At 73.2% G+C, this 24,563-nt stretch carries 19 protein-coding genes, 3 tRNA genes and 2 pseudogenes; 13 read left to right on the top strand and 11 right to left on the bottom strand.

Annotated features, from left to right (window positions below; genetic code table 11):
* The first annotated feature begins 100 nt into the window (after positions 1–100).
* From AB0A94_RS31160 to AB0A94_RS31150, 3 genes are all read left to right on the top strand, one after another.
* Complete coding sequence (locus tag AB0A94_RS31160; protein WP_361749310.1) at positions 101–868, top strand: sirohydrochlorin chelatase; 768 nt, start codon at positions 101–103, stop codon at positions 866–868.
* A gap of 180 nt (positions 869–1,048) precedes the next feature.
* Positions 1,049–2,356 carry a deoxyguanosinetriphosphate triphosphohydrolase gene (locus tag AB0A94_RS31155; protein ID WP_361749309.1) on the top strand — a complete coding sequence of 436 codons (1,308 nt, stop codon included), beginning with the start codon at positions 1,049–1,051 and terminating at the stop codon, positions 2,354–2,356.
* Positions 2,357–2,449: 93 nt separating this feature from the next.
* Positions 2,450–3,721: an FAD/NAD(P)-binding oxidoreductase gene (locus tag AB0A94_RS31150; protein WP_361749308.1), complete on the top strand. Its 1,272-nt coding sequence runs from the start codon at positions 2,450–2,452 to the stop codon at positions 3,719–3,721.
* A gap of 230 nt (positions 3,722–3,951) precedes the next feature.
* Here the strand turns inward: AB0A94_RS31150 and AB0A94_RS31145 are convergent.
* A pseudogene (locus AB0A94_RS31145) lies at positions 3,952–4,077 on the bottom strand (IS701 family transposase); the annotation flags it as partial.
* A gap of 50 nt (positions 4,078–4,127) precedes the next feature.
* Here AB0A94_RS31145 and AB0A94_RS31140 point away from each other — a divergent pair.
* From AB0A94_RS31140 to AB0A94_RS31125, 4 genes and pseudogenes are all read left to right on the top strand, one after another.
* A pseudogene (locus AB0A94_RS31140) lies at positions 4,128–4,292 on the top strand (MerR family transcriptional regulator); the annotation flags it as partial.
* A 1,110-nt stretch (positions 4,293–5,402) separates the two neighbouring features.
* On the top strand, positions 5,403–5,816 hold the full coding sequence (locus AB0A94_RS31135) for an RICIN domain-containing protein (RefSeq protein WP_361749307.1): 414 nt from the start codon (positions 5,403–5,405) through the stop codon (positions 5,814–5,816).
* Positions 5,817–6,086: 270 nt separating this feature from the next.
* On the top strand, positions 6,087–8,015 hold the full coding sequence (gene dnaG, locus AB0A94_RS31130; protein ID WP_361749306.1) for a DNA primase: 1,929 nt from the start codon (positions 6,087–6,089) through the stop codon (positions 8,013–8,015).
* Positions 8,016–8,121: 106 nt separating this feature from the next.
* Complete coding sequence (locus AB0A94_RS31125) at positions 8,122–9,399, top strand: RNA polymerase sigma factor (protein ID WP_361749305.1); 1,278 nt, start codon at positions 8,122–8,124, stop codon at positions 9,397–9,399.
* Positions 9,400–9,511: 112 nt separating this feature from the next.
* On the opposite strand, the gene AB0A94_RS31120 is transcribed toward AB0A94_RS31125, so the two are convergent.
* The 4 genes from AB0A94_RS31120 to AB0A94_RS31105 all read right to left on the bottom strand — a co-directional run bounded on the left by AB0A94_RS31120 (position 9,512) and on the right by AB0A94_RS31105 (position 15,125).
* Entirely contained in the window at positions 9,512–11,440 is a 1,929-nt protein-coding gene (locus tag AB0A94_RS31120; RefSeq protein ID WP_361749303.1) for an ABC transporter ATP-binding protein, read from the bottom strand.
* Complete coding sequence (locus AB0A94_RS31115) at positions 11,440–13,173, bottom strand: ABC transporter ATP-binding protein (RefSeq protein WP_361749302.1); 1,734 nt, start codon at positions 13,171–13,173, stop codon at positions 11,440–11,442. The genes AB0A94_RS31120 and AB0A94_RS31115 overlap by 1 nt, the downstream gene beginning before the upstream one ends.
* Positions 13,174–13,303: 130 nt before the next feature.
* A complete protein-coding gene (locus tag AB0A94_RS31110; RefSeq protein WP_361749301.1) occupies positions 13,304–14,758 on the bottom strand; it encodes an FGGY family carbohydrate kinase in 1,455 nt (484 codons plus the stop codon).
* Between the two features lie 61 nt (positions 14,759–14,819).
* On the bottom strand, positions 14,820–15,125 hold the full coding sequence (locus tag AB0A94_RS31105; protein WP_361749300.1) for a YtxH domain-containing protein: 306 nt from the start codon (positions 15,123–15,125) through the stop codon (positions 14,820–14,822).
* A 171-nt stretch (positions 15,126–15,296) separates the two neighbouring features.
* On the opposite strand from AB0A94_RS31105, the gene AB0A94_RS31100 reads away from it, so the two are divergent.
* From AB0A94_RS31100 to AB0A94_RS31090, 3 genes are all read left to right on the top strand, one after another.
* Positions 15,297–15,369 (top strand) — tRNA-Asn (locus AB0A94_RS31100).
* A 5-nt stretch (positions 15,370–15,374) separates the two neighbouring features.
* A tRNA-Asn gene (locus AB0A94_RS31095) sits at positions 15,375–15,447 on the top strand.
* Positions 15,448–15,624: 177 nt separating this feature from the next.
* Positions 15,625–15,701 (top strand) — tRNA-Ile (locus tag AB0A94_RS31090).
* A 39-nt stretch (positions 15,702–15,740) separates the two neighbouring features.
* Here AB0A94_RS31090 and AB0A94_RS31085 read toward each other — a convergent pair.
* Together AB0A94_RS31085 and AB0A94_RS31080 are read right to left on the bottom strand one after the other, a co-directional pair.
* Positions 15,741–15,899 (bottom strand): hypothetical protein, encoded by a 159-nt coding sequence (locus tag AB0A94_RS31085; protein ID WP_361749299.1) that lies wholly within the window; start codon positions 15,897–15,899, stop codon positions 15,741–15,743.
* Positions 15,900–15,963: 64 nt separating this feature from the next.
* On the bottom strand, positions 15,964–16,644 hold the full coding sequence (locus AB0A94_RS31080; RefSeq protein WP_361749297.1) for an ANTAR domain-containing protein: 681 nt from the start codon (positions 16,642–16,644) through the stop codon (positions 15,964–15,966).
* 187 nt (positions 16,645–16,831) lie between these two features.
* On the opposite strand from AB0A94_RS31080, the gene AB0A94_RS31075 reads away from it, so the two are divergent.
* Together AB0A94_RS31075 and AB0A94_RS31070 are read left to right on the top strand one after the other, a co-directional pair.
* Positions 16,832–17,188: an STAS domain-containing protein gene (locus tag AB0A94_RS31075; RefSeq protein ID WP_361749296.1), complete on the top strand. Its 357-nt coding sequence runs from the start codon at positions 16,832–16,834 to the stop codon at positions 17,186–17,188.
* On the top strand, positions 17,185–18,138 hold the full coding sequence (locus AB0A94_RS31070; protein ID WP_361749295.1) for an anti-sigma factor RsbA family regulatory protein: 954 nt from the start codon (positions 17,185–17,187) through the stop codon (positions 18,136–18,138). The genes AB0A94_RS31075 and AB0A94_RS31070 overlap by 4 nt, the downstream gene beginning before the upstream one ends.
* Positions 18,139–18,227: 89 nt before the next feature.
* On the opposite strand, the gene AB0A94_RS31065 is transcribed toward AB0A94_RS31070, so the two are convergent.
* The 4 genes from AB0A94_RS31065 to AB0A94_RS31050 all read right to left on the bottom strand — a co-directional run bounded on the left by AB0A94_RS31065 (position 18,228) and on the right by AB0A94_RS31050 (position 23,675).
* On the bottom strand, positions 18,228–19,265 hold the full coding sequence (locus tag AB0A94_RS31065) for a rod shape-determining protein (protein ID WP_361749294.1): 1,038 nt from the start codon (positions 19,263–19,265) through the stop codon (positions 18,228–18,230).
* Positions 19,266–19,315: 50 nt separating this feature from the next.
* Positions 19,316–20,743: a carboxyl transferase domain-containing protein gene (locus AB0A94_RS31060; protein ID WP_361749293.1), complete on the bottom strand. Its 1,428-nt coding sequence runs from the start codon at positions 20,741–20,743 to the stop codon at positions 19,316–19,318.
* A complete protein-coding gene (locus AB0A94_RS31055; RefSeq protein WP_361749292.1) occupies positions 20,736–22,217 on the bottom strand; it encodes an acyl-CoA synthetase in 1,482 nt (493 codons plus the stop codon). Before AB0A94_RS31055 ends, AB0A94_RS31060 begins: the two co-directional genes overlap by 8 nt.
* Positions 22,218–22,322: 105 nt before the next feature.
* Positions 22,323–23,675 (bottom strand): SLC13 family permease, encoded by a 1,353-nt coding sequence (locus tag AB0A94_RS31050; RefSeq protein WP_361749291.1) that lies wholly within the window; start codon positions 23,673–23,675, stop codon positions 22,323–22,325.
* 177 nt (positions 23,676–23,852) lie between these two features.
* Here AB0A94_RS31050 and AB0A94_RS31045 point away from each other — a divergent pair, with 177 nt between their 5' ends.
* A complete protein-coding gene (locus AB0A94_RS31045) occupies positions 23,853–24,560 on the top strand; it encodes a FadR/GntR family transcriptional regulator (protein WP_361749290.1) in 708 nt (235 codons plus the stop codon).
* Positions 24,561–24,563: the final 3 nt, after the last annotated feature.

Raw genomic sequence — 24,563 nt, 5'->3', positions numbered from 1 at the left:
AACCGGCTCACACCCGCCGCCGTCCGCATCGTGAACCGCCGGAAAACACCCGTCACGTCCACGCAACGGGAAGGCAACGTGCCGCCGCCACGATCGGTGCATGACGGTGCACACCATGAACCCCCCCTCCCTCGTCGTCGTGGCCCACGGCAGCCGCGACCCGCGCGCGCTGGGCACCGTACGGCAGCTCCTGGACCGCGTCCGCGCGCTGCGGCCGGGCCTGCCCGTGCACCTGGGCCACATCGAGCTGAACGCGCCCCTGCTCCCCGACACCCTCGCCGAGCTGGACGCGCCCGGCACCGGGGCCGCCGTCCTCGTACCGCTGCTGCTCAGCCGGGGCTACCACGTCAAGCGGGACATCCCCGAGATGGCCGCCGGAGCACGGTCGCACACGCGCGTGGCCGCCCCGCTCGGCCCGCACCCCCTGCTCGTGGACGCCCTGCACGCCCGCCTCACCGAGGCCGGCTGGCGTACCCCGGCGGACGCGGCGACCCGCCGCGCGAGCGGGGTCGTGCTCGCCGCCGCGGGCTCCCGCGACCCCGAGTCGAGGGTCGACACCGGCCGCACCGCGCGCCTGCTCGCCGACCGCCTCGGCGTCCCCGTGATCCCCGCGTACGCCTCCGCCGCCGCCCCCACCGTCCCCGACGCCGTCCGCGCCCTGGCCGCCCGGGGCCGCCACCGCGTGGCCGTCGCCTCCTACTTCACCGCCCCCGGCCGCTTCGCCACGGAGTGCGCGGCAGCGGCCCCGGGCATCGCGTCCGCCCCCCTGGGCACCCACCCCGCGATGGCCCACCTGATCCTCCACCGCTACGACCAGGCTCTGCGGACCCCGTCCACGACCCCCCTGGAACTGGCGTCAGTCGGCTGAAGGGGCGCGGGCTGTGCCGACATGCGGCTCCGCCGCGGGGGCGCAAAGGGGGGCCGGGGGCGCGGCCCCCGGAGGACGGGGACGGAAACGGGAAGGGGCGGCGGGGGCGAGAAAATCACCGCACCCCGAACCGACCGGTCACGCCCCCCGACTGTCACACCTCCCCCGTACTGTCATGACATGGAAGGCACCGCACCCCCCGCCGCGTACGACCCGACGTCCGTCGCCCGCTGGGCCCCCGAACCCGACAAACGCCCCGGCCGAACCGCCTTCCAACGCGACCGCGCCCGCGTCCTGCACTCCGCGGCCCTCCGCCGCCTCGCCGGAAAGACGCAGGTCGTTACCCCGGGAGAGCACAGCCAGGTCTGGGACGCCAGCCCTCGCACCCGCCTCACCCACTCCCTCGAATGCGCCCAGGTCGGCCGCGAACTCGGCGCCGCCCTCGGCTGCGACCCCGACCTCGTGGAGGCCGCCTGCCTCTCCCACGACCTCGGCCACCCGCCCTTCGGCCACAACGGCGAACAGGCGCTGAACGAGTTCGCCGAGGACTGCGGCGGCTTCGAGGGCAACGCCCAGTCGCTCCGCCTCCTCACCCGCATCGAACCCAAGCGGTTCACCCCCGAGGGTTCCGTCGGCCTCAACCTCACCCGCGCCGCCCTCGACGCCGCCACCAAGTACCCCTGGCCCCGCGGCGCCCACCCCACCGACCCGGCCTCCCCGAAGTTCGGGGTCTACGAGGACGACCGCCCCGTCTTCGACTGGGTCCGCGAGGGCGCCCCCGGCACCCGCGTCTGCTTCGAGGCCCAGGTCATGGACTGGTCCGACGACGTCGCCTACTCGGTGCACGACGTGGAGGACGGTCTGCACGCCGGACACATCGACCCGAACTGCCTGCACGCCGAACCCGAACGCCAGGCGGTCTTCGCCGTCGCCGTCGGCCGGTACGTCCCCGCCGGCACAGACCCGGAAGAACTCGCGGAGGCCCTCGACCGCCTCCTCGACCAGGAGTGGTGGCCGCACGGCTACGACGGCACCGCGGTCGCCCAGGCCCGCCTCAAGGACGCCACCAGCCAGCTCATCGGCCGCTTCTGCCTCGCCGCCGAGGGCGCCACCCGCCAGGCGTGGGGGCACCGCCCGGGCCGTTCAGGCACGGGGGGAGGGACCGGGCGCCTCACCCGGTACGGCGCCGAGCTGGTCGTACCGCGCAGCACCCGCATGGAGTGCGCGGTCCTCAAGGCGGTCGCCGACCGGTACGTCATGCAGCGCGCCGGACAGGAACGGCTCCGCGCCGACCAGCGGATCGTCGTCCTCGAACTGGCCGAGGCGCTCACCTCCCGCGCCCCCGACGGCCTGGGCCCTCAGTTCCGCACCCTGTTCGACCGGGCCCCGGACGACCGCGCCCGCAAGCGGGTGATCGTCGACCAGATCGCGTCGCTCACCGACGCCTCGGCCCGCTCGCTTCACGCCCGTCTCACGGGGCAGGCATGAGCCGTATGGCCTGATCGGGGCATTCCCCCTTCCGGCACCACCCCGAGTGCGGGACGCTCGCAGGTGGCGACATCCTTACGAGGAGGCAACGACGTGGTCGACGCGGATCAGACATTCGTCATCGTCGGAGGCGGCCTGGCCGGCGCGAAGGCGGCCGAGACGCTGAGAGCGGAGGGCTTCACCGGCCGGGTGATACTGATCTGCGACGAACGCGACCACCCCTACGAGCGTCCGCCCCTCTCCAAGGGCTACCTCCTCGGCAAGGACGAACGCGACAGCGTCTTCGTCCACGAGCCCGCCTGGTACGCGCGCCACGACATCGAACTGCACCTCGGCCAGATCGTCGACGCCGTCGACCGCACCGCGAAGACCGTCCGCTTCGGCGAGGACGGCACCGTCGTCCGCTACGACAAACTGCTGCTCGCCACCGGCGCCGAGCCCCGCCGCCTGGACATCCCGGGCACGGACCTCGCGGGCGTCCACCATCTGCGCCGCCTCGCCCACGCCGAACGCCTCAAGGGCGTCCTGGCCGCCCTCGGCCGGGACAACGGCCATCTGGTGATCGCCGGCGCCGGCTGGATCGGCCTGGAGATCGCGGCGGCGGCCCGCCAGTACGGCGCGGAGGTCACCGTCGTCCACCGCGGCGAGACCCCGCTGCACTCGGTCCTCGGACCCGAGCTCGGCCAGCTCTTCGCCGAGCTGCACCGCGAGCACGGCGTCCGCTTCCACTTCGGCGCCACGCTCACCGAGATCACCGGCCAGGACGGCATGGTCCTCGCCGCCCGCACCGACGACGGCGAGGAGCACCCCGCGCACGCCGTCCTCGCGGCGATCGGCGCGGTCCCGCGGGTCTCCCTCGCGCAGGCGGCGGGACTGGAGCTCGCCGACCGCGCGGCCGGCGGGGGCGTCCTCGTCGACGAGCGGCTGCGGACGTCGGACCCCGACGTCTACGCGGCCGGCGACGTCGCGTCCTTCCCGCACGGCCTCTTCGACACGCGGCTGCGGGTGGAGCACTGGGCCAACGCGCTGAACGGCGGGCCGGCCGCCGCCCGCTCGATGCTGGGCCGGGACGAGATCTACGACCGCGTTCCCTACTTCTTCACCGACCAGTACGACCTGGGGATGGAGTACTCGGGGTGGGCACCGCCCGGCTCGTACGACCAGGTGGTCGTCCGGGGCGACGCGGGCAAGCGCGAGTTCATCGCGTTCTGGGTGAAGGAGGGGCGCGTGCTGGCGGGGATGAACGTGAACGTGTGGGACGTCACGGATCCGATCCAGGGATTGATTCGCGGGCGGGCGCGGGTGGACACGGAGGCGCTTGCGGATCCGCACGTACCGCTGGAGAGCCTCGTGCTCCAGTCGTAGGTCGGGATTGCGGCCCGGGGTTCCGCGTCTGCGGTAGTGGGCGGTGCCGGTGGCGTCGTCGCCGGCGTGACCGGCCCGGGATCTGCTCGGTGGTGACTGTCGTGCGGGCACGGAGCGCGGTGGACAAGCGGCGTGCCCCGGCCGGTGTGACGGCGATCAGCTCGGTCTCGGCGGTGGCGGCTTCAGCGCCGTGGACCTCGTCACCGGCGACCGACCGGGCCGGGGCGCCCGATCACGTAGGAGCGCACGTCGTCGGCGTCCCACACCGCTCGGCCCAGCACATGCCGCGATCGGTGCGGGGGCGCGTGACCGGCGTGCTCGGCGATCGTCCAGCGGTTCCTGCGCTCCAGCGGTGCGAACGGCCCCGTCGGCGGATCCCGTGCTTCCGAGGCAACGTCGCGCCTGCCGAAGGATCGCGGAACTCCTTCCGTGCCGGGGCTCCGGGCACACCGACGCCGAGCAGCGAGCCGTGCCGCGCGCCGAGCATGACCGCATCCGGGCCGAGGCCGACGACCTGCAGGCAGCCCTGGACCGCCTCGACGAGGTCATCGCGATCACGGACGCGCACCCGTGGGCGCGGCCGGTCGGACATTGCACCGGCGATCCACGGCTGCGGCACCGGAAGACTCACCAAGATCTTCCTGAGTCTCCCGGTGTTCCGAGTCCTCGGTTCGCCGTGCGGTCGGAGGAGGTCCTGGCGTTGTCGTCGAGGAGGTTCCGCGTCCGGACCGCGCGCGGCCCGGCGGCCGGGGTCCTGCTCCGCCTCCGCGGACTCTTCTGAAGAACCGGTCGGCGGACATCGGCCGATCGGCCCGCGTCGCCGGCCCACCTGCCCCGATGGGGAACGTCGTGAACAGCTGCCGCGCGCCGGGCCGATGGTCCCTTCCCGAGGCGAACGGCGGTCCCTGGCACGCCGGTTCACCGTGCGGCGCCGTCGGACACGGGCAGGGTTCCGTCGCCAGTGCGCTTAAATGGACAGTGATGATCAGAAAATGGCCTATTGGGTGCTCGCGGAGCACAAGAGGCTCACGGTCGGCCGGGAACGGGTCAGGACCCCACGGCGACCGCACCATTCGCCCTCTCCCGGAGCACGACTTCCGGACGCACTTAACCCCTGCGCAAGGAGCACGCCAGAATGCCGGAGCTGCCCAAACGGAACACGGACCAGAGCCGACACGTGGACTCGCCACCGGACAGGCCTTCCGGTGTCAACGATGCGGCGAAGCTGGCGGCAGCCCGTGCCGCTCTCGCCCGTGCGGCTGCGGCTCACCGAGCCGACACGGGGGACGACAAGGAAACCGCACGACCGGAGCCGCCTGCCCGTATCGCAGGGCGTGACGAAACCGTCACCGGCCCCGCGGCACCGGACGACAGCCCCCGGTCCGGCCCACGCCGCCCGTCCGCGAAGTGGATGGCCATCGCCGCCGCCGTGGCCATCGTGGTGACAGCCGCCGGAGTGGCCGTCACGACCGGCGGGACACAGGAGGAGACCGACCGGCATTCCCACGTCGCAGGCGGGCCGGGTCAGTCCGATGCGGCCAGACCTGAGAGCCCCGACACGGAGCGGTCCCCGAGCGCGACCGCATCGTCCCCGTCCCCTTCCGCCGTCTCCCCCACATCCTCCGGCCGGAAAACGCAACGGGACACGGGCAAGACGGCGGAGGCCGACGCGGGGCCCACCGTGAGCAAGGTTCCGCACAAGGACGGAGCCGACCGAGAGGGCGACTCGGCTCCCGATCCCGGCAGGGCGCTCGTGGTCGAAGCCTCCGGCAACTGCCTGACGGGCGCCGGCTCGGGGTCCGAACTCGTGGTCACCGCATGCACCGGCGCATCCTCCCAGCTGTGGAACCTCGGGTCCGGCACGGCACTCCAGCAGGGTGACCTCTGCGCGACCGTCACCGGCACCGCGGACCGCACGCCGGTGCTCCTCGCACCGTGCGACCGGTCGGCAGCCCAGCGGTTCAGCATGTCGGGAAAGTCTTTACTGTCCGCATCGAGCGGTAAATGCCTGGACCTCTTCGGAGGGGCGTCCGGCACCCAGGTGGTGCTCTGGGAATGCAACGACCGTGACAACCAGCGGTGGAGCAGTACCTGACCACTGCGCACGAAGGTCCGGCCCCCGGGCGCACCGGTCTGCCGGGGCCCGGACCCGAGTGGTGGGATGCTCCCGTGCGTCGCGCCGTGGAAGGGACCGACTGCCGCATGCTCCGTGCCCGGAACGCGATGAACCGGGCGTGCGCGCGGCGCTCACCGCGCTGGACAGGGCACCTGGCTCCGGCGAGGAGCCGCATATGTCACAGCCCCGCACCCCTTCCGGGGTGCCGCACGCCCCGGAGACGTCACGGCGCACCCGTAGAATTCACGCGTGGCAGGACGGATCAATGACGAGGACGTGAAGGCGGTTCGGGACGCGGTCCCGATCGACGCCGTCGTCTCCGAGTACCTCCAGCTGCGCAACGCGGGCGGCGGGAACCTCAAGGGACTCTGCCCCTTCCACGACGAGAAGTCGCCGTCCTTCCAGGTCAGCCCGAGCAAGGGACTCTTCCACTGCTTCGGCTGCCAGGAGGGCGGCGACACCATCACGTTCGTGATGAAGATCGACCACCTCTCCTTCTCGGAGGCGGTCGAGCGCCTCGCCGGACAGGCCGGCATCACCCTGCGCTACGAGGAGGGCGGGTACAACCCCACCCACCAGCGCGGCGAGCGCATCCGCCTGGTCGAGGCCCACAAGATCGCCGCCGAGTGGTACGCGGAACAGCTCGCGACCTCCCCCGAGGCGGACACCGGCCGGGTCTTCCTCGCCGACCGCGGCTTCGACCAGGCCGCCGCCGTCCACTTCGGCGTCGGCTACAGCCCCCAGGGCTGGGACCACCTCACCCGCTTCCTGCGCGGCAAGGGCTTCAGCGACAAGGAGCTGATCCTCTCCGGCCTCTCCCAGGAGGGCCGCCGCGGCCCCATCGACCGCTTCCGCGGCCGGCTGATGTGGCCCATCCGCGACATCGGCGGGGACGTCGTCGGCTTCGGCGCCCGCAAGCTCTACGAGGCGGACACCGGCCCCAAGTACCTCAACACCCCCGAGACGGCGATCTACAAGAAGTCCCAGGTCCTCTACGGCATCGACCTGGCGAAGAAGGACATCGCGAAGGCGTCCCGCGCGGTCGTCGTCGAGGGCTACACCGACGTGATGGCCTGCCACCTCGCGGGCGTCACCACCGCCATCGCCACCTGCGGCACCGCCTTCGGCGGTGACCACATCAAGATCCTGCGCCGGCTGCTCATGGACAACGGCAGCGCGCGCGTGATCTTCACCTTCGACGGCGACGCGGCCGGCCAGAAGGCCGCCCTGCGCGCCTTCGAGGACGACCAGAAGTTCGCCGCCGAGACCTACATCGCCATCGCCCCCGACGGCATGGACCCCTGCGACCTGCGCCTCGCCAAGGGCGACGAGGCCGTCGCCGACCTGGCCGAACCCCGCACCCCGCTCTTCGAGTTCGCCCTCCGCCAGATCGTCCGCCGCTACGACCTCGACACCCCGGCCGGCCGTGCCGCCGCCCTCGACGAGGCCGCCCCGATCGTCGCCCGGATCAAGAACAGCGGCGCCCAGCACGAGGTCGCCGTCCAGCTCGCCGGGATGCTCGGCATCCTCGACACCCAGTTCGTCGTCAAGCGGGTCGCCCAGCTCGCCCGCTGGGCCCGCGACCGCGGCGGCAAGGGCCCGGCGCCGGACCACCGGCAGCGCGGGGGCGGCGGCGGGCCCCAGCAGTACGCCCCCGCCCAGGCCGCCCCGCGCGGCCCCGCCCTCAACCTCCGCAACCCGGTCTTCGCCACCGAACGCGAACTGCTCAAGCTCGCCCTCCAGCGCCCGGAGCTGGTCTCCCCGGCCTTCGACGCGTACGGCGTCGACGAGTTCACCGCCCCGCCCTACGCGGCCGTACGCCAGGCGATCCTGGACGCGGGCGGCGCGGAGTACGGCACCCAGGACCCGCAGGAGTACCTGATCCGGGTCCGCGAGGCGGCCCCCGACGACACCGTCCGCGCCATGGTCACCGAACTCGCCGTCGAGGCGATCATGCTGCACCGGGGCGTCAAGGAGGTCGACGAGACCTACGCGGGCGCCCAGCTGGTCACCGTCCGGCGCCGCGCGGTCGAGCGCCGCATCGGTGACGTCGCCAGCCGCCTCACCCGCCTCAGCACCCACGGCGACCCGGGTGAACTGGCCGCCGTGCAGAACGAGTTGTGGGTGCTCCAGCAGTACGACCAGGCCCTGCGGGAGCACGGCGCGGCCGCGCTGTGAGGGCGGCCGGGGGCGGGCCCGGGTAATCGGCCGGTCACCGACCGGACGCAAAAAGTCATCGCACGCCCCTCGTGGGGACGATGTGTCGTACCCCACACTGGTCCCGGTGCCTGAGTCCTCGGAGCGCGGCCGATCCGTCACGGACGGGTCCCGGACATCCGCGGGTCCGCTCATCGCGTACGGGACGGACAGCGGCGAGGCCGCCGACTCCGTCCCCGAAGTACCGCTGCCCCACCCCCCGGCAGCGATCATCCTGGAGGTCGCCCCCGTGCAGACCCAGACCCTCACCCAGCCCGGCGTCGGCGTTCTCGCCGCCATGCCCGCGCAGAGCCGCGCCGTGCACCACCCCGAGGCCCCGCCCGAGCCGGCCGAACCCCCGGCCCGGGCTCCGGAACCGGCCGAACCCCCGGCCGAGGCTCTGGAACCGGCCGAACCCGCCGAACCGCCCGCGCCGGTCCGGACCGAGACCGGCGGCCCCTCCTCGGACCTGTTCCGCCAGTATCTGCGCGAGATCGGCCGCATCCCGCTGCTGACCGCCGCCGAGGAGGTCGAGCTCGCCCGCCGTGTCGAGGCGGGGCTGTTCGCCGAGGAGAAGCTGCGGCTCACCCCCGATCTGGACAGCCGGCTCGCCGTCGACCTGGACCGGCTCGTCGTCATGGGCCGGATGGCCAAGCGGCGGCTGATCGAGGCGAACCTGCGGCTCGTCGTGTCCGTCGCCAAGCGGTACGTGGGCCGCGGGCTGACCATGCTCGACCTGGTCCAGGAGGGGAACCTCGGGCTGATCCGGGCGGTGGAGAAGTTCGACTACGCGCGGGGGTACAAGTTCTCGACGTACGCCACGTGGTGGATCCGGCAGGCCATGTCCCGGGCGCTGGCCGACCAGGCCCGGACCATTCGGGTGCCCGTGCACGTGGTGGAGCTCATCAACCGGGTGGTGCGGGTGCAGCGGCGGATGCTGCAGGAGCGGGGGTACGAGCCGACGCCGGAGGAGGTCGCCGCGCAGCTGGACCTGCCGCCCGAGCGGGTCGGCGAGGTGCTGCGGCTCGCGCAGGAACCGGTGTCGCTGCACGCGCCGGTGGGCGAGGAGGAGGACGTGGCGCTCGGCGACCTCATCGAGGACGGCGACGCCGCGAGCCCGGTCGAGTCGGCCGCGTTCCTGCTGCTCAAGGAGCACCTGGAGGCGGTCCTCTCCACCCTCGGCGAACGCGAGCGCAAGGTCGTCCAGCTCCGCTACGGCCTCGTCGACGGGCGTCCGCGGACTCTGGAGGAGATCGGTCGCCTCTTCGGTGTGACGCGGGAGCGGATACGGCAGATCGAGTCCAAGACGCTGAACAAGCTCCGCGACCACGCCTTCGCCGACCAGCTGCGCGGGTACCTGGACTGACTTCTTTCGCCCCCGCCGCCCCTTCCCGGTCCCGTCCCGGGGGCAGCGCCCCCGGACCCCCGCTCCTCAAACGCCGGAGGGGCTGGAACTCAGCACCTCCGGCGTTCAGGGCTCAGTCCACCTCCGCCACCGCCTCCGCGAACTGCGCCTTGTACAGCCGCGCGTACGCCCCGTCCGCCGCCAGCAGCTTCTCGTGCGCGCCCTGTTCGACGATCGCGCCGTTCTCCATCACCAGGATCGTGTCCGCGTCCCGGATCGTGGACAGCCGGTGCGCGATCACGAACGACGTCCGCCCGTGCGCCAGTCGCGCCATCGCCTTCTGGATCAGCACCTCCGTACGTGTGTCCACGGAACTCGTCGCCTCGTCCAGGACGAGGATCACCGGGTCCGACAGGAACGCCCGGGCGATCGTGATGAGCTGCTTCTCACCGGCGCTGACCCCGCTGCCCTCGTCGTCGATCACCGTGTCGTACCCGTCGGGCAGCGTCCGGACGAACCGGTCGGCGTGCGCCGCCCGAGCGGCCTCCTCGACCTCCTCCCGGGTGACCTCGCGCGCCGCACCGTAGGCGATGTTCTCCGCGATGGTGCCGCCGAACAGCCAGGTGTCCTGGAGCACCATGCCGATCCCGGCGCGCAGTTCGTCCCGGGACATCCTCGCTATGTCGACCCCGTCGAGCGTGATCCGCCCGCCGGACACCTCGTAGAACCGCATCAGCAGGTTCACCAGGGTCGTCTTGCCGGCGCCGGTCGGGCCGACGATGGCCACCGTGTGGCCCGGCTCGACCGTCAGCGACAGGTCCTCGATCAGCGGCTTCCCGGGGTCGTACCGGAACGACACGTGCTCCAGCGCCACCCGCCCGCGCAACCGCTCGGGCTTCTCGGCCGGTGAGGGGTCGGCCTCCTGCTCCTCGGCGTCGAGCAGTTCGAAGACCCGCTCCGCCGAGGCGACACCCGACTGCACCAGGTTCGCCATCGAGGCGACCTGCGTCAGCGGCATGGAGAACTGCCGCGAGTACTGGATGAACGCCTGCACGTCACCGATGGACAGTGCGCCCGACGCGACCCTCAGGCCGCCGACGACCGCCACCAGCACGTAGTTGATGTTCGAGACGAAGAACATCAGCGGCTGCATGACGCCGCTGTTGAACTGCGCCTTGAACCCGGCCTCGTACAGCGCCTCGTTCTCCTCGGCGAACTTCCTCGCCGACTCCTCCTGCCGCCCGAACACCTTCACCAGGGTGTGCCCGGTGTACATCTCCTCGATGTGCGCGTTGAGGGTGCCGGTGGAGCGCCACTGCTGCACGAAGTGCGGCTGCGACCGCTTGCCGACGCGCGTGGCGACCACGAACGACAGCGGCACCGTCACCAGCGCGACCAGCGCGAGGATCCAGGAGACGTAGAACATCATCGCGAGCACGCCGATGATGGTGAGCAGCGAGTTGATCAGCTGTCCCATCGACTGCTGGAGCGTCTGCCCGATGTTGTCGATGTCGTTGGTGGCGCGGCTGAGCACCTCACCGCGCTGCCGCTTGTCGAAGTACGACAGCGGCAGCCGCGACAGCTTCGTCTGCACGTCCTCGCGCATCCGGAACATGGTGCGGTTGACCGCCCGGTTCACCAGCCGGGTCGCGACCGCCATCAGCAGTCCGGCGGCCGTGAACACCGCCAGCGCGAACAGCAGGACATTGCCGACCGCCGTGAAGTCGATGCCCTCGCCGGGGGTGAAGTCGGTGCTGCGGAGCATGTCGGCGACATCGCCCTCGCCCCGCTCCCGCATCGAGTCGAGCACCTGTTCCTTGGTGGCGCCCTCCGGCATCTCGCGTCCGACGATGCCGGAGAAGACCAGGTCGGTCGCCTCACCGAGGATCTTCGGCCCGACCACGCTGAGGCCGACGCTCAGGACGACGCAGGCCAGCAGCCCGTGGATCGTGAGGCGTTCGGGCCTGAACCGCGTGATCAGCCGTCTGCTCGACCCCTTGAAGTCGATCGACCGCTGGTCGGGGCCGCCCCCGGCCATCATCCGTCCTCCGGGCCCCGCCATCAGGCAGCCTCCGCTTCCGTCAGCTGGGAGAGCACGATCTCCCGGTAGGTCTCGTTGTCCGCCATCAGTTCGTGGTGCCGGCCGGTGCCGACGACCCGGCCCCCGTCCAGGACCACGATCCGGTCGGCGTCCCGGATGGTCGCCACCCGCTGGGCGACGATCACCACGGTCGCCTCGGCCGTCTCCCGCGCGAGAGCCGCCCGCAGGGCCGCGTCGGTGGCGTAGTCGAGCGCGGAGAAGGAGTCGTCGAAGAGGTAGATCTCCGGGCGCTGCACCAGCGTCCGGGCGATCGCGAGCCGCTGGCGCTGACCGCCGGAGACGTTCGTCCCGCCCTGCGCGATCGGCGCGTCGAGGCCGCCCTCGAGGCGCTCCACGAAGTCCCTGCCCTGCGCCACCTCCAGCGCGTGCCACAGCTCCTCGTCCGTGGCGTCCGGATTGCCGTAGCGCAGGTTCGTCGCCACCGTACCCGCGAAGAGGTACGGCTTCTGCGGCACCAGCCCGACCGTCCTCGCGAGCAGCCGCGGTTCGACGTCCGCCACGGGCACGCCGTCCACCAGCACCTCCCCGTCGGTCGCGTCGAACAGCCGGGGGACCAGACCGAGCAGCGTGGACTTGCCGCTGCCGGTGGAACCGATCACGGCCGTGACCTCACCGGGCCGCGCCACCAGGTCGACGGCCTTCAGCACCGGCTCCTCGGCGCCCGGGTAGCGGAAGCCCGCGCCCCGGAGCTCCAGATGGCCGTGCCGGCGCAGCTCGGTGACGGGCGCGGCCGGCGGCACCACGCTCGACGAGGTGTCCAGCACCTCGTGGATGCGCTCGGCGCACACCTCGGCGCGCGGCACCATCATGAACATGAACGTGGCCATCATCACGGACATGACGATCTGCATCAGATAGGCGAGGAACGCCGTCAGATCGCCGATCTGCATCCCGCCGTCGTCGATGCGGTGCGCGCCGAACCACACCACCGCGATCGACGACAGGTTCACCACCGTCATGACCACCGGGAACATCAGCGCGAGCAGATTGCCCGTGCGCAGCGAGACGTCGGTCAGCTCGGTGTTGGACGTCCGGAACCGCCCCTGCTCGTACGCGTCCCGAACGAAGGCGCGGATCACCCGGTTGCCGGTGATCTGCTCGCGCAGCACCCGGTTCACCGTGTCGAGCCGCTCCTGCATGGTCCGGAACAGCGGACGCAGCCGCCGTACGATCAGCGTCACGCAGACGCCCAGCACCGGCACCACCGCGACCAGCACCCCGGACAGCGGGACGTCCAGGCCGAGCGCCATCACGATGCCGCCCACGCACATGATGGGCGCCGACACCATCAGGGTGAACGTCATCAGGGCCAGCATCTGCACCTGCTGGACGTCGTTCGTCGTGCGGGTGATCAGCGAGGGCGCGCCGAAGTGACCCACCTCACGCGCGGAGAACGACTGCACCCGGTCGAACACGGCGGCGCGCACGTCCCGCCCCAGGGCCGCCGCGGTCCGGGCGCCGTAGTACACGGCACCGATGTTGCAGACGACCTGGACCAGCGAGATGGCGATCATCAGGGCGCCGTAGCCCAGGATGTAACCGGTGTCGCCCTCGACGACACCGCTGTCGATGATGTCCGCGTTGAGCGTGGGCAGGTAGAGCGAGGCGCAGGTCTGCAGGAACTGCAGCAGCACCAGCAGGGCGATGGGTCTCTTGTAGGGCCGGAGATGGGTCCGCAGGAGTCGTATGAGCACGCTGAGTCTCTCGGAGTGGTCGGCGGGGGCGTTGGTTGCCCGTGGCCCCTATCGTCGAACACTCCACCCGCGTTACCTCAACCGAATTAACCCACCGGTTCGATCCACCGGTTGGAACCACCGGCCCGGGCTACAGGTGGAACGCCCCCGGATGCGTCTGCTCGCGCACCGACACGTACTGCTGGCGCACCGCCTGCCCCACCGCCAGGTCCTCCCCGGGGTCCAGCACCTGCGCCACCGGGCCCTGCCAGACGGGCGGGGTGCGCGGATCGAGGGTGCCCTGCGACGCTCCGAGCGCCCACGCCGCCTGCCGGGCCGCGCCGATCGCCGCGTAGTCCGCGGGCTGCGGCACCACCACCTGCGCCCCGAACAGCGCGGGCGCCGCCGACTGCACGGCGGGCAGCTCCGCGGCCGGACCCAGCAGGAAGACCCGCCGCACCTCCACGCCCCGGCCGCGCAGCACGTCCAGCGCGTCCCCGAGCCCGCACAGCATCCCCTCGAACGCGGCCCGCGCCAGGTGCTCCGGCTTCATCGACTCGCGCCGCAGCCCGGCCAGCGTCCCCGCGGTGTGCGGCAGGTTCGGGGTGCGCTCGCCCTCCAGGTACGGCAGCAGCACCAGCCCGTGCGACCCCGGCGTCGACTTCATCGCCAGGTCGGACAGGGTCTCCAGATCGGGCACCCCGAGCAGCTCGGCGGTCCCGCGCAGGGCGCGCACGGCGTTCAGGGTGGTGACGACGGGCAGGTGCATGCCGGTCGCGTCCGCCAGCGAGGTGATCATCCCGTACTGGTCGACGAGCGCCTCGGGGTGCACGGCCATCACCGACCCGGACGCGCCCAGCGACACCACCGCGTCGCCCAGCCCGATGCCGAGCCCGAACGCCGCCGCCATCGTCTCGCCCGTACCGGCGGAGATCAGCAGCCCCTCCGGTGTCGTACCGGCCGCCTCCGCCGGGCCGATCACCTCGGGCAGCATCGCCTGGTGCCCGAGCGCCAGTTCCACCAGATCGGGACGGTAGCCGCCGGTGGCCGCCGCCCAGTAGCCGGTGCCGGAGGCCCCGCCCCGGTCGGTGGTGCGCCGCACCGGCCGGCCGAGGAGCTGCCACACCAGCCAGTCGTGCGCCTGCAGCAGTACGGCGGTGCGCGCCGCGTTCTCCGGTTCGCTGCGGGCCATCCAGCGCAGCTTGGTCACCGGCTGAGCGGCCCCCGGCACACAGCCCACGGCCTGCGCCCACGCCTCGCGCCCGCCGAACGCGTCGATCAGATCCGCCGCCGCGACCTGCGCCCGCTTGTCGCCGCCGGTCATCGCCGGCCGCACGGTGTTGCCCTGCGCGTCCAGCGGCACCAGCGCGTTCGCCTGCGCGGAGACGCCGATGGCCTGCACGCCCTCCAGCAGGCCACCGCCCGCCGCCTCGCCCAGGGACAGCAGCCAGGCCTGCGGGTCGACGTCGGAGGGACGGCCACCGCCGTCGGCGCTCTGTACCGGATGCTGGGCGTATCCCTGCCTGAGCACGGCTCCGGTGTCCGTGTCACAGACGACGATGCGAGTGAAGTCTGGCGCGCTGTCCAGTCCGGCGACTATCCCCATACGGCGATTTTGCCGTATTGAGGAGGGGAAGGTGGGGCGGGGGCGCTCACAGGTTCCGCCGTTACGTGTTGCTGGTGCCCCAGTCGTCCTCGGCCGGTCCGTGGGCGGTGCGCTCGCGCAGCGTGCGGACCCGCTGGGCCACCGAGTCGGGCATGCGATCGCCGACCTTGTCGCTGACCGCGTGGTACGCCTTGTCCGCGAACTCGCGGCCCTGCTGCGCCGCGCTCTCCGCGGTGTTGCGGACGGCGGGGTTCTGCGTGAACTGCTGCGCGGACCTCTTGATCTGTTCGTAGCGCTCGCGCCCGGCTTTCGTGCCCAGCACGTAACCCAGGACGACTCCGGCGACGAACGTGAGCCGGTAACGCATGTGTCGGCCACCCTTCCCGTTGTTCCAGTCTGCGTAGGTATCCGGTGCGGCGACGGCGCCGGGGAGTACCGATTGGCGGAGCACCCCCCTGCTTGCGCTAATGTATGTGTCGCAGCGAGCGCGCGCCCCCTGGCGAATACCCAGGCGGATGCGTTCGATGCAACGAGGCATTCCTCCGTAGCTCAATTGGCAGAGCAGCCGGCTGTTAACCGGCAGGTTACTGGTTCGAGTCCAGTCGGGGGAGCTCGGTCCTCCGTAGCTCAATTGGCAGAGCAGCCGGCTGTTAACCGGCAGGTTACTGGTTCGAGTCCAGTCGGGGGAGCATGCTGAACGAGGACCCCGCAGGGGTCCTTTTTCATGTCCGGGGGAACCGCGCGGGGCTCGGCGAAGTCTCCATGGTCACGAAGACCGTACGCAGCCGACCATCCGAAGCAGGAGATCGTATGAGCGGCTATGCTGCGGCAGACGGCGCGCACACATGTACGCGACACGCCGTCATGGGGCGGTAGCTCAGCCGGTTAGAGCAGCGGACTCATAATCCGTCGGCCGTGGGTTCGAGTCCCACCCGCCCCACCACGCATCCCGCGCGGTACCCCGGACGACACGGCGAAGCCGCTACTCGGCGGCCCCTTCGCCGGAGGAGGGCGCGTCCGCCGGATCGCGTTCGCCCTCCGCCTGGGACGGGGTCGAGTGCGGGACCTCGGGGGTGGTCCACTCGTCGTCGTCCCGGTCGCCCTCGGCCTGGGACGGAGTGTGTTCGCTCAGCTCGCTCATGGTGCTGCCTCCCGATCACGGGGCCGGTGGTCGTCCGTCGCCGGGTACCCCGCGCGGGCCGGTGTCATCGTGACGAGCGGCGGGCAAGGGCCCGGGACAGGGCGGAGCGGACCTCCTCGGGCGGGGGAGCGCCCTCCGCCTCCGCGCCGGCGGTGAGCGCCTCCGCGACCGTGCGGAGCTTGGTGTTGGACAGCTGGGACGCCTCCCGCAGGATGTGCCAGGCCTCGTCCGAGGTGCAGCTGTACGTGGCCATCAGGATGCCGCGGGCCTGGTCGATCACCGGGCGGGAGGCGATCGCCCGGCGCAGCTGCTCGACCTCCTCCTCGAGCAGCTGCAGCCGCTCCTCCCGCTCCAGAGCCACCGCCGAGACGGTTCCCGGCGGCGCGCCCTCCGGGGCCGGGGAGCGCAGCGGGTCCGTGGTGTCGAGGCCGGCGCGTTCCAGGACGCGGCGCGGCTGGCCGTTCCAGCGGGTGGCCGTGACCGGCACCGACCGCCGCCGGCCGTGGTCGCGCAGCACCTCCAGGAACTCCAGTCCCGCCGTGTCCATGAAGTGCACGCCGCTCATGTCCACGTCGACGCGGGCCGTGCCGGCGGGCAGCCGCGCCAGCTTCTCCGCCAGGATCCGGGCGCACCCGCGGACCAGTTCGCCGCGCGGGGTGAGCAGCACCCGGTCCGCGTCCGTATGACCGCCTATGACCAAGGTGTCCAGCCTTCCGGGAAGAGGGAGGGATGCCGTGGAGGTCATGTCACCGCCTTGTCGGTCCTCTGGGGGCGTTCGGGTGAGGTCCGGCCGGTACCGGAGCGGTAGGCTGCGCACGGTCCCGGCTGCGCTGGGGGTGCGCCTGCCCACCCTGCGGCGTACTACACACCGTGCCGGGGGAGTGGCCGGGTACCGACGGGGTACCTGCAGGCCCGGGAGCGGGGGGAGACGGGTGTTGGGCGATCACCACCGGACGCCGTACGGGCCCGGGACTCCGGCGCCGTGCCTGACGGTGCGCCCGCTGGAGGGCGGCCGCGGTGTCCGCGCGACCGGGGAGATCGGCCTGGCCACGCATACGATCTGGGAGCGCGTGCTGGAGCAGGCGGTGCGCGAGGGTGAGGCCGTGTACTACCTGGAACTGTCCGAGGTGACGTTCGTCGACGTCGCGGGCGCGGGAGCGCTCGCGGCGGCGGCCGGGCGCCTCGGGGACGGCCGCCGGTTCGTGGTGCGCCGTCCGCCGCCAGCCCTGCGCCGGGTGCTGGAGATGTTCTGGCCCGGCCTGCCGACGATCGAGGTGTCGATGTCATGAGCGCCGCGGCCGAACCCCTGGAAACCCCCGCCGGTCCCTTCGTCCATCCCGCCCTCTTCTACCGGGACGACCAGGAGTACCTGGAGGGCACCGTCCCCTTCGTGCGCGAGGGGCTCGCGGCCGGCGAACCCGTGGCGGTCGCCGTACCCGGCGACCGGCTGCGGATGGTCCGGGACGCGCTCGGCGGGGACGCGGACACCGTCCGCCTCCTCGACATGCGCGAGGCCGGACGCAACCCCGGCCGGATCATCCCCGGCGTGCTGCGCGCCTTCGCCGACACCCACCCGGCCGGGCAGCGGGTGCGGATCATCGGCGAGCCTGTCTGGGCCGGCCGCTCCGCGGCCGAGTACCCCGCCTGCGTCCAGCACGAGGCACTGATCAACGCCGCCTTCCAGGGCCGCACGGTGACGATCCTGTGCCCCTACGACGCCGTGCGCCTGCCCGCGCACGTCCTCGCCGACGCCCACGCCACCCACCCCACCGTCATCCCCGCCGGGTCCAGCCCGGCCCGGGACAGCGAGGCGTACGCCCCCGACGCGGTCGTCGCCCGCTACAACGAGCCGCTGCCGCTCGTGACGGACGCGATGACCTTCCCGTTCGTCGCCGAGTCGCTGACCCCGGCCCGGCACGCCGCCTCCGAGGAGGGACGGCGGCTCGGCCTCACCGGCGTCACCCTGGGGGACCTGGCCCTCGCCGCGGCCGAGCTGGCCACGAACAGCGTGGTCCACGGCGGCGGTTCGGGGGTGCTGCGGATCTGGGCCGAGGACGGCCACGTGCTGTGCGAGGTGCGCGACCGGGGCCGGATGACCGACCCCCTCGCGGGGCGCCGCCCCGCCTCCCGCGACCAGCGCGGCGGGCGCGGCCTGCTGATGGTCCATCTGATCGCCGACCTGGTGCGCGTGCACACCGGGGACGAGGGCACGACGATCAGGTGCTGGTTCCCCCGCTGACGCCCGCCCGGCCGCCCGCGCCCGCGGGTGCCCGCCGGGGCGAGGGAGTGCCGGTCCCCCGCTGACGTCCCCCGCCGGCCCCGCCCGGCTCAGGCCCGCAGCGGGTCCAGCACGATCGGTGCGATCCTGCCCTCCAGCATCTCGCCCAGCCCCTGTACGGCGCAGAGCTCCGGCCGCTCGGCGATGTGCACCGGCATGCCCGTCGCCTGACGCAGCATCTGGTCCAGGCCCGGCAGCAGGGCGCTCCCGCCGACCATCATGATCCCCCGGTCGACCAGGTCGGCGACCAGATCCGGCGGGCACTCCCGCAGCGTCCTGCCGATGCCGTCGAGGACGGCGGTGAGCGGCGTCTGGATGGCCCGCCGCACGGCGGCCGTGTCGACCCGCACGGAACGGGCCAGACCGGTGGCCACGTCCCGCCCGTGGATCTCCGTCGACTCCGGGCCCTGCGAGGTGAGCCCGTTGTCGTGCAGGGCGAGCTGCAGGGGCCGTACGGACTGGCTCGGCAGCACCAGCTCGTGCTGGTGGCGCAGGTGCTGCACGATCGCGTTGTCCACGGCCTCCCCGCCGACGGGGACGCGCTCCGCCGTCACGATCGCCCCGAGGGAGAGCACGGCCACCTGCGTGGCCGCCGCACCGCACACCATGACCATGGTGGCCTCGGGCTGCTCCACCGGCAGACCGCAGCCGACGGCGGCGGCGATGAGCGTGTCGACCAGCTCCACCCGGCGGGCGCCGAGACCGACCAGGGTCTCGATCGCGGCGCGCTGGGCGAGCGGATCGGCGTCGTGCGGGACGCAGGCCGCGGCCCGCAGCCGGGGCCTGCGGCGCAGGGTGCGGCGCATCCTGTCCCCGATCAACTGCCGCAGCATGCGCTGGGCCATCTCGATGTCGACGACCGTGCCGCCGGAGACGGGCCGTACGACGCGGATGTAGTCCGGCGTACGGCCCGTCATCTTCTCCGCGAACTCACCGACCGCCATCAGCGCTCCGGTACGGGTGTTCACGGCGGCGGTGGACGGCTGGTCGACGACGAGTCCGGCGCCCTTGACGTACACCCGGGTGCGGGCCGCCCCCAGGTCGACGGCGAAGTGGCAGCGGCGCAGCTGCTCCAGACTGGCGGTCACGGCGGTTCCTCCCGAGTGCGCGCCCAGCGGCCCGCCGGGCGGCGGACCTCTCAGGCATCGTGCGCGGCGGGCGGGGGCGGGCGCCTTTCCTGGGGGGCCGGGTGGGGGGCCGCCGAACGGGGCCCCTCAGGCGCGGGGGTGCGGTCCGCCGGTCCCACGACCCCCCGGACCACCCCCAGCTCCACCAGGTCCTGCGGGCGGACACGGAGCCGGTCCGCCGTCTCCTCCACCTCCTGCGGGGGCCGTTTGAGGATGGCCGCCGCGAGTTCCGGGGCGATCACCGAGAAGTAGCTGTCGGGGGTGGCCCAGGTGTTGCCGGGGGCCGCGAGCGCCAGCGCGCCGCCGGAGCCGCCCTCGCCGACGACCAGCGTGGTGACCGGCGTACGGGCGGCGGCCACGGCGCCGAACAGGTCGGCGATGGCGGCCCCCGCGCCCTGCCGCTCCGCCTCCGCGTCGTTCGCCGCGCCCGGCGTGTCCACCAGCGTCAGCACCGGGATGCCGAGCCGGTCCGCGAGCCGGACCAGCCGGGCGGCGGTGCGGTACCCGGCGGGACGGGTGGCGGCCCCGGTCTGCGCCGCGTAGGCGACCGTACGGCCCTCCTGCTCACCGAAGCCGCACAGCATGCCGTCCGGGTCCGTGCCGCCGCAACGGTCGCCGCTGAGGGTGACGCGGGACGTGAGGCAGGCGTCCAGGTACGCGGTGGCGCGCGGGCGTTCGGGGGATCGGGCGCGGCGGACGGCGGCCCAGCCGGTGGCCGGGAGGTCCGTCGCGCCCAGCGGCGGCGGTGGCGGCACCGGTGCGGTGGAGGGACGGGTCAGCAGCCGCAGCCAGCGGCCCAGCGTCCCCCGCAGTTCCTCCGGCCGTACCAGCGCGTCCGCCGTCCCCGCCGCCACCTGCGCCTCGGCCGTGTACGCCGCAGGGTCCGCGTCCGCGGGCCGCACCCGTGATCCGGCGAAACCGACCTGCGCGCCGGGCAGGGCGAGGACGACGTCGGCGCCCGCGCCCAGGGTGGCCCACCCGCCGCCGGTCGTCGGGTCCCGCACCACCGCGATCTGCGGCAGCCCGGCCTCCCGGGTGAGCGCCGACGCGCGGGCCACCCGCTGGAGCTGGGTGAGGGCGAGCATGCCCTCCTGCATCCGGCTGCCCCCGGTGGCGACCAGCGGCACCACCGGCAGCCGGTGCGCGCGGGCGTGGTCGTACGCCGCCACCAGCCGGTCGCCGGTGCGTTCGCCGAGCGAGCCGCCGAGGAAGCCGAACTCGAACGCGACGACGACCGCCCGGGTGCCCTCGACGCTCGCGGTGCCGCAGACCACGGACTCCCGCTCCCCGGTGCGCTCGGCGGCACGGGCGCGGGCGGCGCCGTAGCCGGGCCAGCCGAGCGGGCCGTCGGGGGCCGGTTCTCCCGCGGGGTGCGGGAGTTCGGTGAAGTCGTCCGCGACGAGGGCGACGGCCTCCCGCGCGGACAGCCGGTCAGCCATCGGACAGCGCCCGCTTCATGATCTTCCCCATGTCGTTGCGCGGCAGGGCGTCGAGGTGGCGGACCACGCGCGGGCGCTTGTGCGGGGCGAGGCGCCCGGCGACATGACCGGCCAGCTCCTCCAGACCGGGCGGGGACTGCGGATCGGCCGGCACCACCCACGCCACGATCCGCTCGCCCAGATCGGCGTCCGGCTCCCCGGTGACCGCGGCCTCCCGCACCCCCGGGTGCTCCAGCAGGGCGTTCTCGATCTCACCCGCGCCGATCTTGTAACCGCCGCTCTTGATCAGGTCGGTGGCCCTGCGGCCGACGATGCGGACATGGCCGTCAGGGTCGCGCACCGCCATGTCCCCGGTGCGGAACCAGCCGTCGGCGGTGAACGCGGCGGCCGTCGCGTCCGGCCGGTTCAGGTACTCCGTGAACAGGTTCGGCCCGCGCACCTGGATCTCACCGACCGTCTCCCCGTCGTACGACGCGATCGGCGACCCGTCCTCCTCCACCAGCCGCAGCTCCACCCCCGGCAGCGGCACGCCCACCGTGCCGGGGCGGGCCTCGCCGTCCGCGCGGATGCCGGGCCGGGGGTCCGGGGGTGTCCACCGGGACGAGCACAGCATCAGCGTCTCCGTCATGCCGTACCGCTCGATGACCCGGCGCCCGGTCGCCGCCGTGATCCGCTCGTGGTCGTGCACGGGCAGCGCGGCGGAACCCGACACCAGCAGCCGCGCCCCGGCCAGCGCCCCGGCCAGCTCCGGCCCGTCGGGCAGCGCCTCCGCGAGGCGGTGGTACATCGTCGGCACGCCGAACAGCATGGTCGCGCCGTCGTTCAGCTCGCGCGCCACGCCCTCGCAGGTGAACCTGCCCAGGTGGCGCACGGAGCCGCCGCGGCGCAGCGGGCCGAGGATGCCGAGGACGAGGCCGTGCACGTGGAACAGCGGCAGCCCGTGCACCAGCACGTCCTCGCCGGTCCACCGCCAGGCGTCGGCGAGGGCGTCCAGGGTGGCGGCGATCGCGCGGCGCGGGATGACGGCGCCCTTGGGCGGGCCGGTGGTGCCGGAGGTGTAGACGACCAGCGCGGGGTCCTCCGCGTTCCGGGCGCGGTCGTCGGGGAGGTCGCCCCGCGCCGCCGGGTCCACATCGAGTCGGGGAAGGTCGCCCAGGGGGGCGGGCAGCTTCTCGCCGGGCGCGGTGAGCAGGAGGTCCGGGGCGCTGTCGGAGAGGATGTGGCCGAGTTCCTTCCCGCCCGACTTCGGGTTGAGCGGCACCACGGTCACCCCGGCGAGCAGTGCCGCGGTGACCGCGACCGCGGTCTCCAGCGCCGGTGTGGCCCACACGGCGACCCGGCGCGCCTCCGTCAGGCCCCCGGCCACCGCTCCGGCCGCCGCGGCGAGTTCCCCGTACGTCAGTGAGCGCTCGCCGAAGCGCAGGGCGGGCCGGTCGGCCGGGCCGTCGGTCAGGGCCGGGAAGAGAGAGGACACGCGTCGTACTCCTTAACTAGCTGTCGTTGACCAGCTGTCGTCCGAAGGCTGCCAGGTGCTCGTGCCGCCGTCCGAAGGCTGCCAGGTGCTCGTGCCGACCGGGACCTACCCCCACCCGGGCACGACCATCACCAGCCACACCACCGCGGGGACCGCCGCGACCACGATCCCGCCGTACGCCATCAGCTGCCGGAAGAAGCGCTCGCGGTCGACGTCCGGCGCGGCGGCCAGGACCAGCGCGCCGTTCGTGGAGAACGGGCTCACGTCCACGACCGTCGCGGACACCGCGAGCGCGGCCACCATGCCGACGGCCCCGATCTCCCCCTGGGCGAGGAACGGCACGGCCAGCGGGATCAGCGCGCCCATGATGCCGACGGAGGAGGCGAACGCCGACACGATCGCGCCGATGTAGCAGAGCAGCACCGCGGCGAGCAGCGGGACGCCGATGCCGCCGACGCCCTCACCGGCCCAGGTGATCGTGCCCATCTCGTCCAGCACCCCGACGTAGGTGAGCACACCGCAGATCAGCAGGACCGTGGGCCAGGCGATCTCGGAGACCGCCTTGCGGCTGTCGTCCGGCCAGGCGGTGCTCAGCACGACGGCGAGGGTGATCGCGGTGAGACCGGCGTCCAGGTCGAAGCCGAGGACGGCGACGACGAGGGCGACCAGGGAGACGAGGGTGGCGACGACGGGGGCGGTGAGCGGGCCGGCCGCGGGGGTGCCGGGGCGGGTGGCCGTGGCGGTGGGGGCGGGGGCGGTACGGGTGCCGCCCCCGCTGCCCTTGACGGTGGCGCCCGAGCCGCCGCCACCGTCCGTGCTCCCGGTGTTCTCGCCCTGGGTCACTGCCCCCCGGCTCCACAGCTTCAGCCCGCCGCAGACGACGAACACCACCCCGGCGATGAAGAGGTTCGCCAGCAGCGAGGCGAGGAAGAGGGTGATCTCGCTGCCGGGGAGCTTCTCGCGCTCGACGATGCCGTTGACGATCGAGCCGTAGATGCTGATCGGGGAGAAGCCGCCGGCCTGCGCGCCGTGCACCACCATCGCGCCCATCAGCAGCGGGCTGATCCGGTACCGGGCGGCGAAGCTCAGCGCGATCGGCGCGACGATCGCGACCGCGGCCGGGCTGACCGCGCCGATCGCGGTGAGCGCGCCGGTGAGGGCGAACATCACCCAGGGGATCAGCGCGACCCGCCCCCGCACCAGCCGGACGGCCGCGTGCACCAGCCAGTCGGTGGTGCCGTTGGCGCGGGCGATGGCGAACAGATACGTGACGCCGACCAGGACGACGAACAGATCGCCGGGGAAACCGGCGAAGACGCCGTCCGCGTCGAGGTCGGCGACGAGCGTACCCACCCCGAAGGCGGCGGCGAAGGCCAGCGCGCCCATGTTGACGGAGCGGGTGGTGGCGATGACGAACACCACCGCCAGGACGAGGATCGAGACGAGTTCGGGGGACATACGGGCTCCCGAGTGGCTGAGTGGCTGAACCACTTGCCCACTGGAGTGGTGTGGTCCGTTTGGCTGGACAGCGTGGGCCCCGGGGGAGGGGCCGTCAAGGGGTCGCGCGGGAATTGGCTCAGCCACTCGTCCACTGTGAGGGCCCCGGTGCTAACCTCGCGACGAGAGGGGGACTCCGTGACCGACGCCTTGCGCCCCATGACGAGACAGCGCCTGTACGAGCAGGTGCTGGACCGTCTGCGCCAGTACGTCACCGAGGGCGGCCTGCGTGCCGGCGACCGCCTCCCACCCGAACGGGACCTGGCCCAGCGGCTCGGCGTCAGCCGCGCCTCGGTGAAGCAGGCGATCGTGGTCCTGGAGGTCCAGGGCCTGGTGGAGGCCCGGCACGGCGGCGGCACCTATCTCGTACGGGACAGCCTCGACGTCGAGCCGGTCGACCGGATGGTGGAACGCCGCCGGCGCCTGCCCGACGTGCTGGAGGCCCGGGAGGCGCTGGAGACGAAGCTCGCCGAACTGGCCGCCGAGCGCCGCACGGACGACGACCTGGCCGCGATGCGGTCCGCGCTCGCGCACATGGCCGAGGAGATCGAGGCGGGCGGCGGCGGAGTGGAGGGCGACCGGCTGTTCCACGCGGCGGTGACGGCGGCCGCCCACAGTGGTCTGCTCGCGGAGTTCATGCGCTCCATCGCCGGGCAGATCGCCGAGAGCCGCACGGAGTCCCTCCGCCAGCCCGGCCGCCCCCACCGCTCCCTGGCCCAGCATCGGGCCATCCTCGACGCCGTCGCCGACGGCCGCCCCCGCCAGGCGGCCGCCGCCATGCGCCGCCACGTCCGCACGGTCGCCAAGGTCCGCCTCCTGGACTGGGATCCGGAAGAGGACCGCTGACCG

This window comes from Streptomyces sp. NPDC044984, from assembly GCF_040646935.1.
Lineage (GTDB): Bacteria > Actinomycetota > Actinomycetes > Streptomycetales > Streptomycetaceae > Streptomyces.
Note: the sequence above shows the minus strand (reverse complement) of the source record. Positions and strands in the feature narration are given on the sequence as shown.

Coding starts and splice junctions, on each gene's coding strand:
- AB0A94_RS31160 (WP_361749310.1), top strand. CDS start 101: ATGACGGTGCACACCATGAACCCCCCCTCCCTCGTCGTCGTGGCCCAC.
- AB0A94_RS31155 (WP_361749309.1), top strand. CDS start 1,049: ATGGAAGGCACCGCACCCCCCGCCGCGTACGACCCGACGTCCGTCGCC.
- AB0A94_RS31120 (WP_361749303.1), bottom strand. CDS start 11,440: ATGGCGGGGCCCGGAGGACGGATGATGGCCGGGGGCGGCCCCGACCAG.
- AB0A94_RS31110 (WP_361749301.1), bottom strand. CDS start 14,758: ATGGGGATAGTCGCCGGACTGGACAGCGCGCCAGACTTCACTCGCATC.
- AB0A94_RS31105 (WP_361749300.1), bottom strand. CDS start 15,125: ATGCGTTACCGGCTCACGTTCGTCGCCGGAGTCGTCCTGGGTTACGTG.
- AB0A94_RS31085 (WP_361749299.1), bottom strand. CDS start 15,899: ATGAGCGAGCTGAGCGAACACACTCCGTCCCAGGCCGAGGGCGACCGG.
- AB0A94_RS31080 (WP_361749297.1), bottom strand. CDS start 16,644: ATGACCTCCACGGCATCCCTCCCTCTTCCCGGAAGGCTGGACACCTTG.
- AB0A94_RS31070 (WP_361749295.1), top strand. CDS start 17,185: ATGAGCGCCGCGGCCGAACCCCTGGAAACCCCCGCCGGTCCCTTCGTC.
- AB0A94_RS31060 (WP_361749293.1), bottom strand. CDS start 20,743: ATGGCTGACCGGCTGTCCGCGCGGGAGGCCGTCGCCCTCGTCGCGGAC.
- AB0A94_RS31050 (WP_361749291.1), bottom strand. CDS start 23,675: ATGTCCCCCGAACTCGTCTCGATCCTCGTCCTGGCGGTGGTGTTCGTC.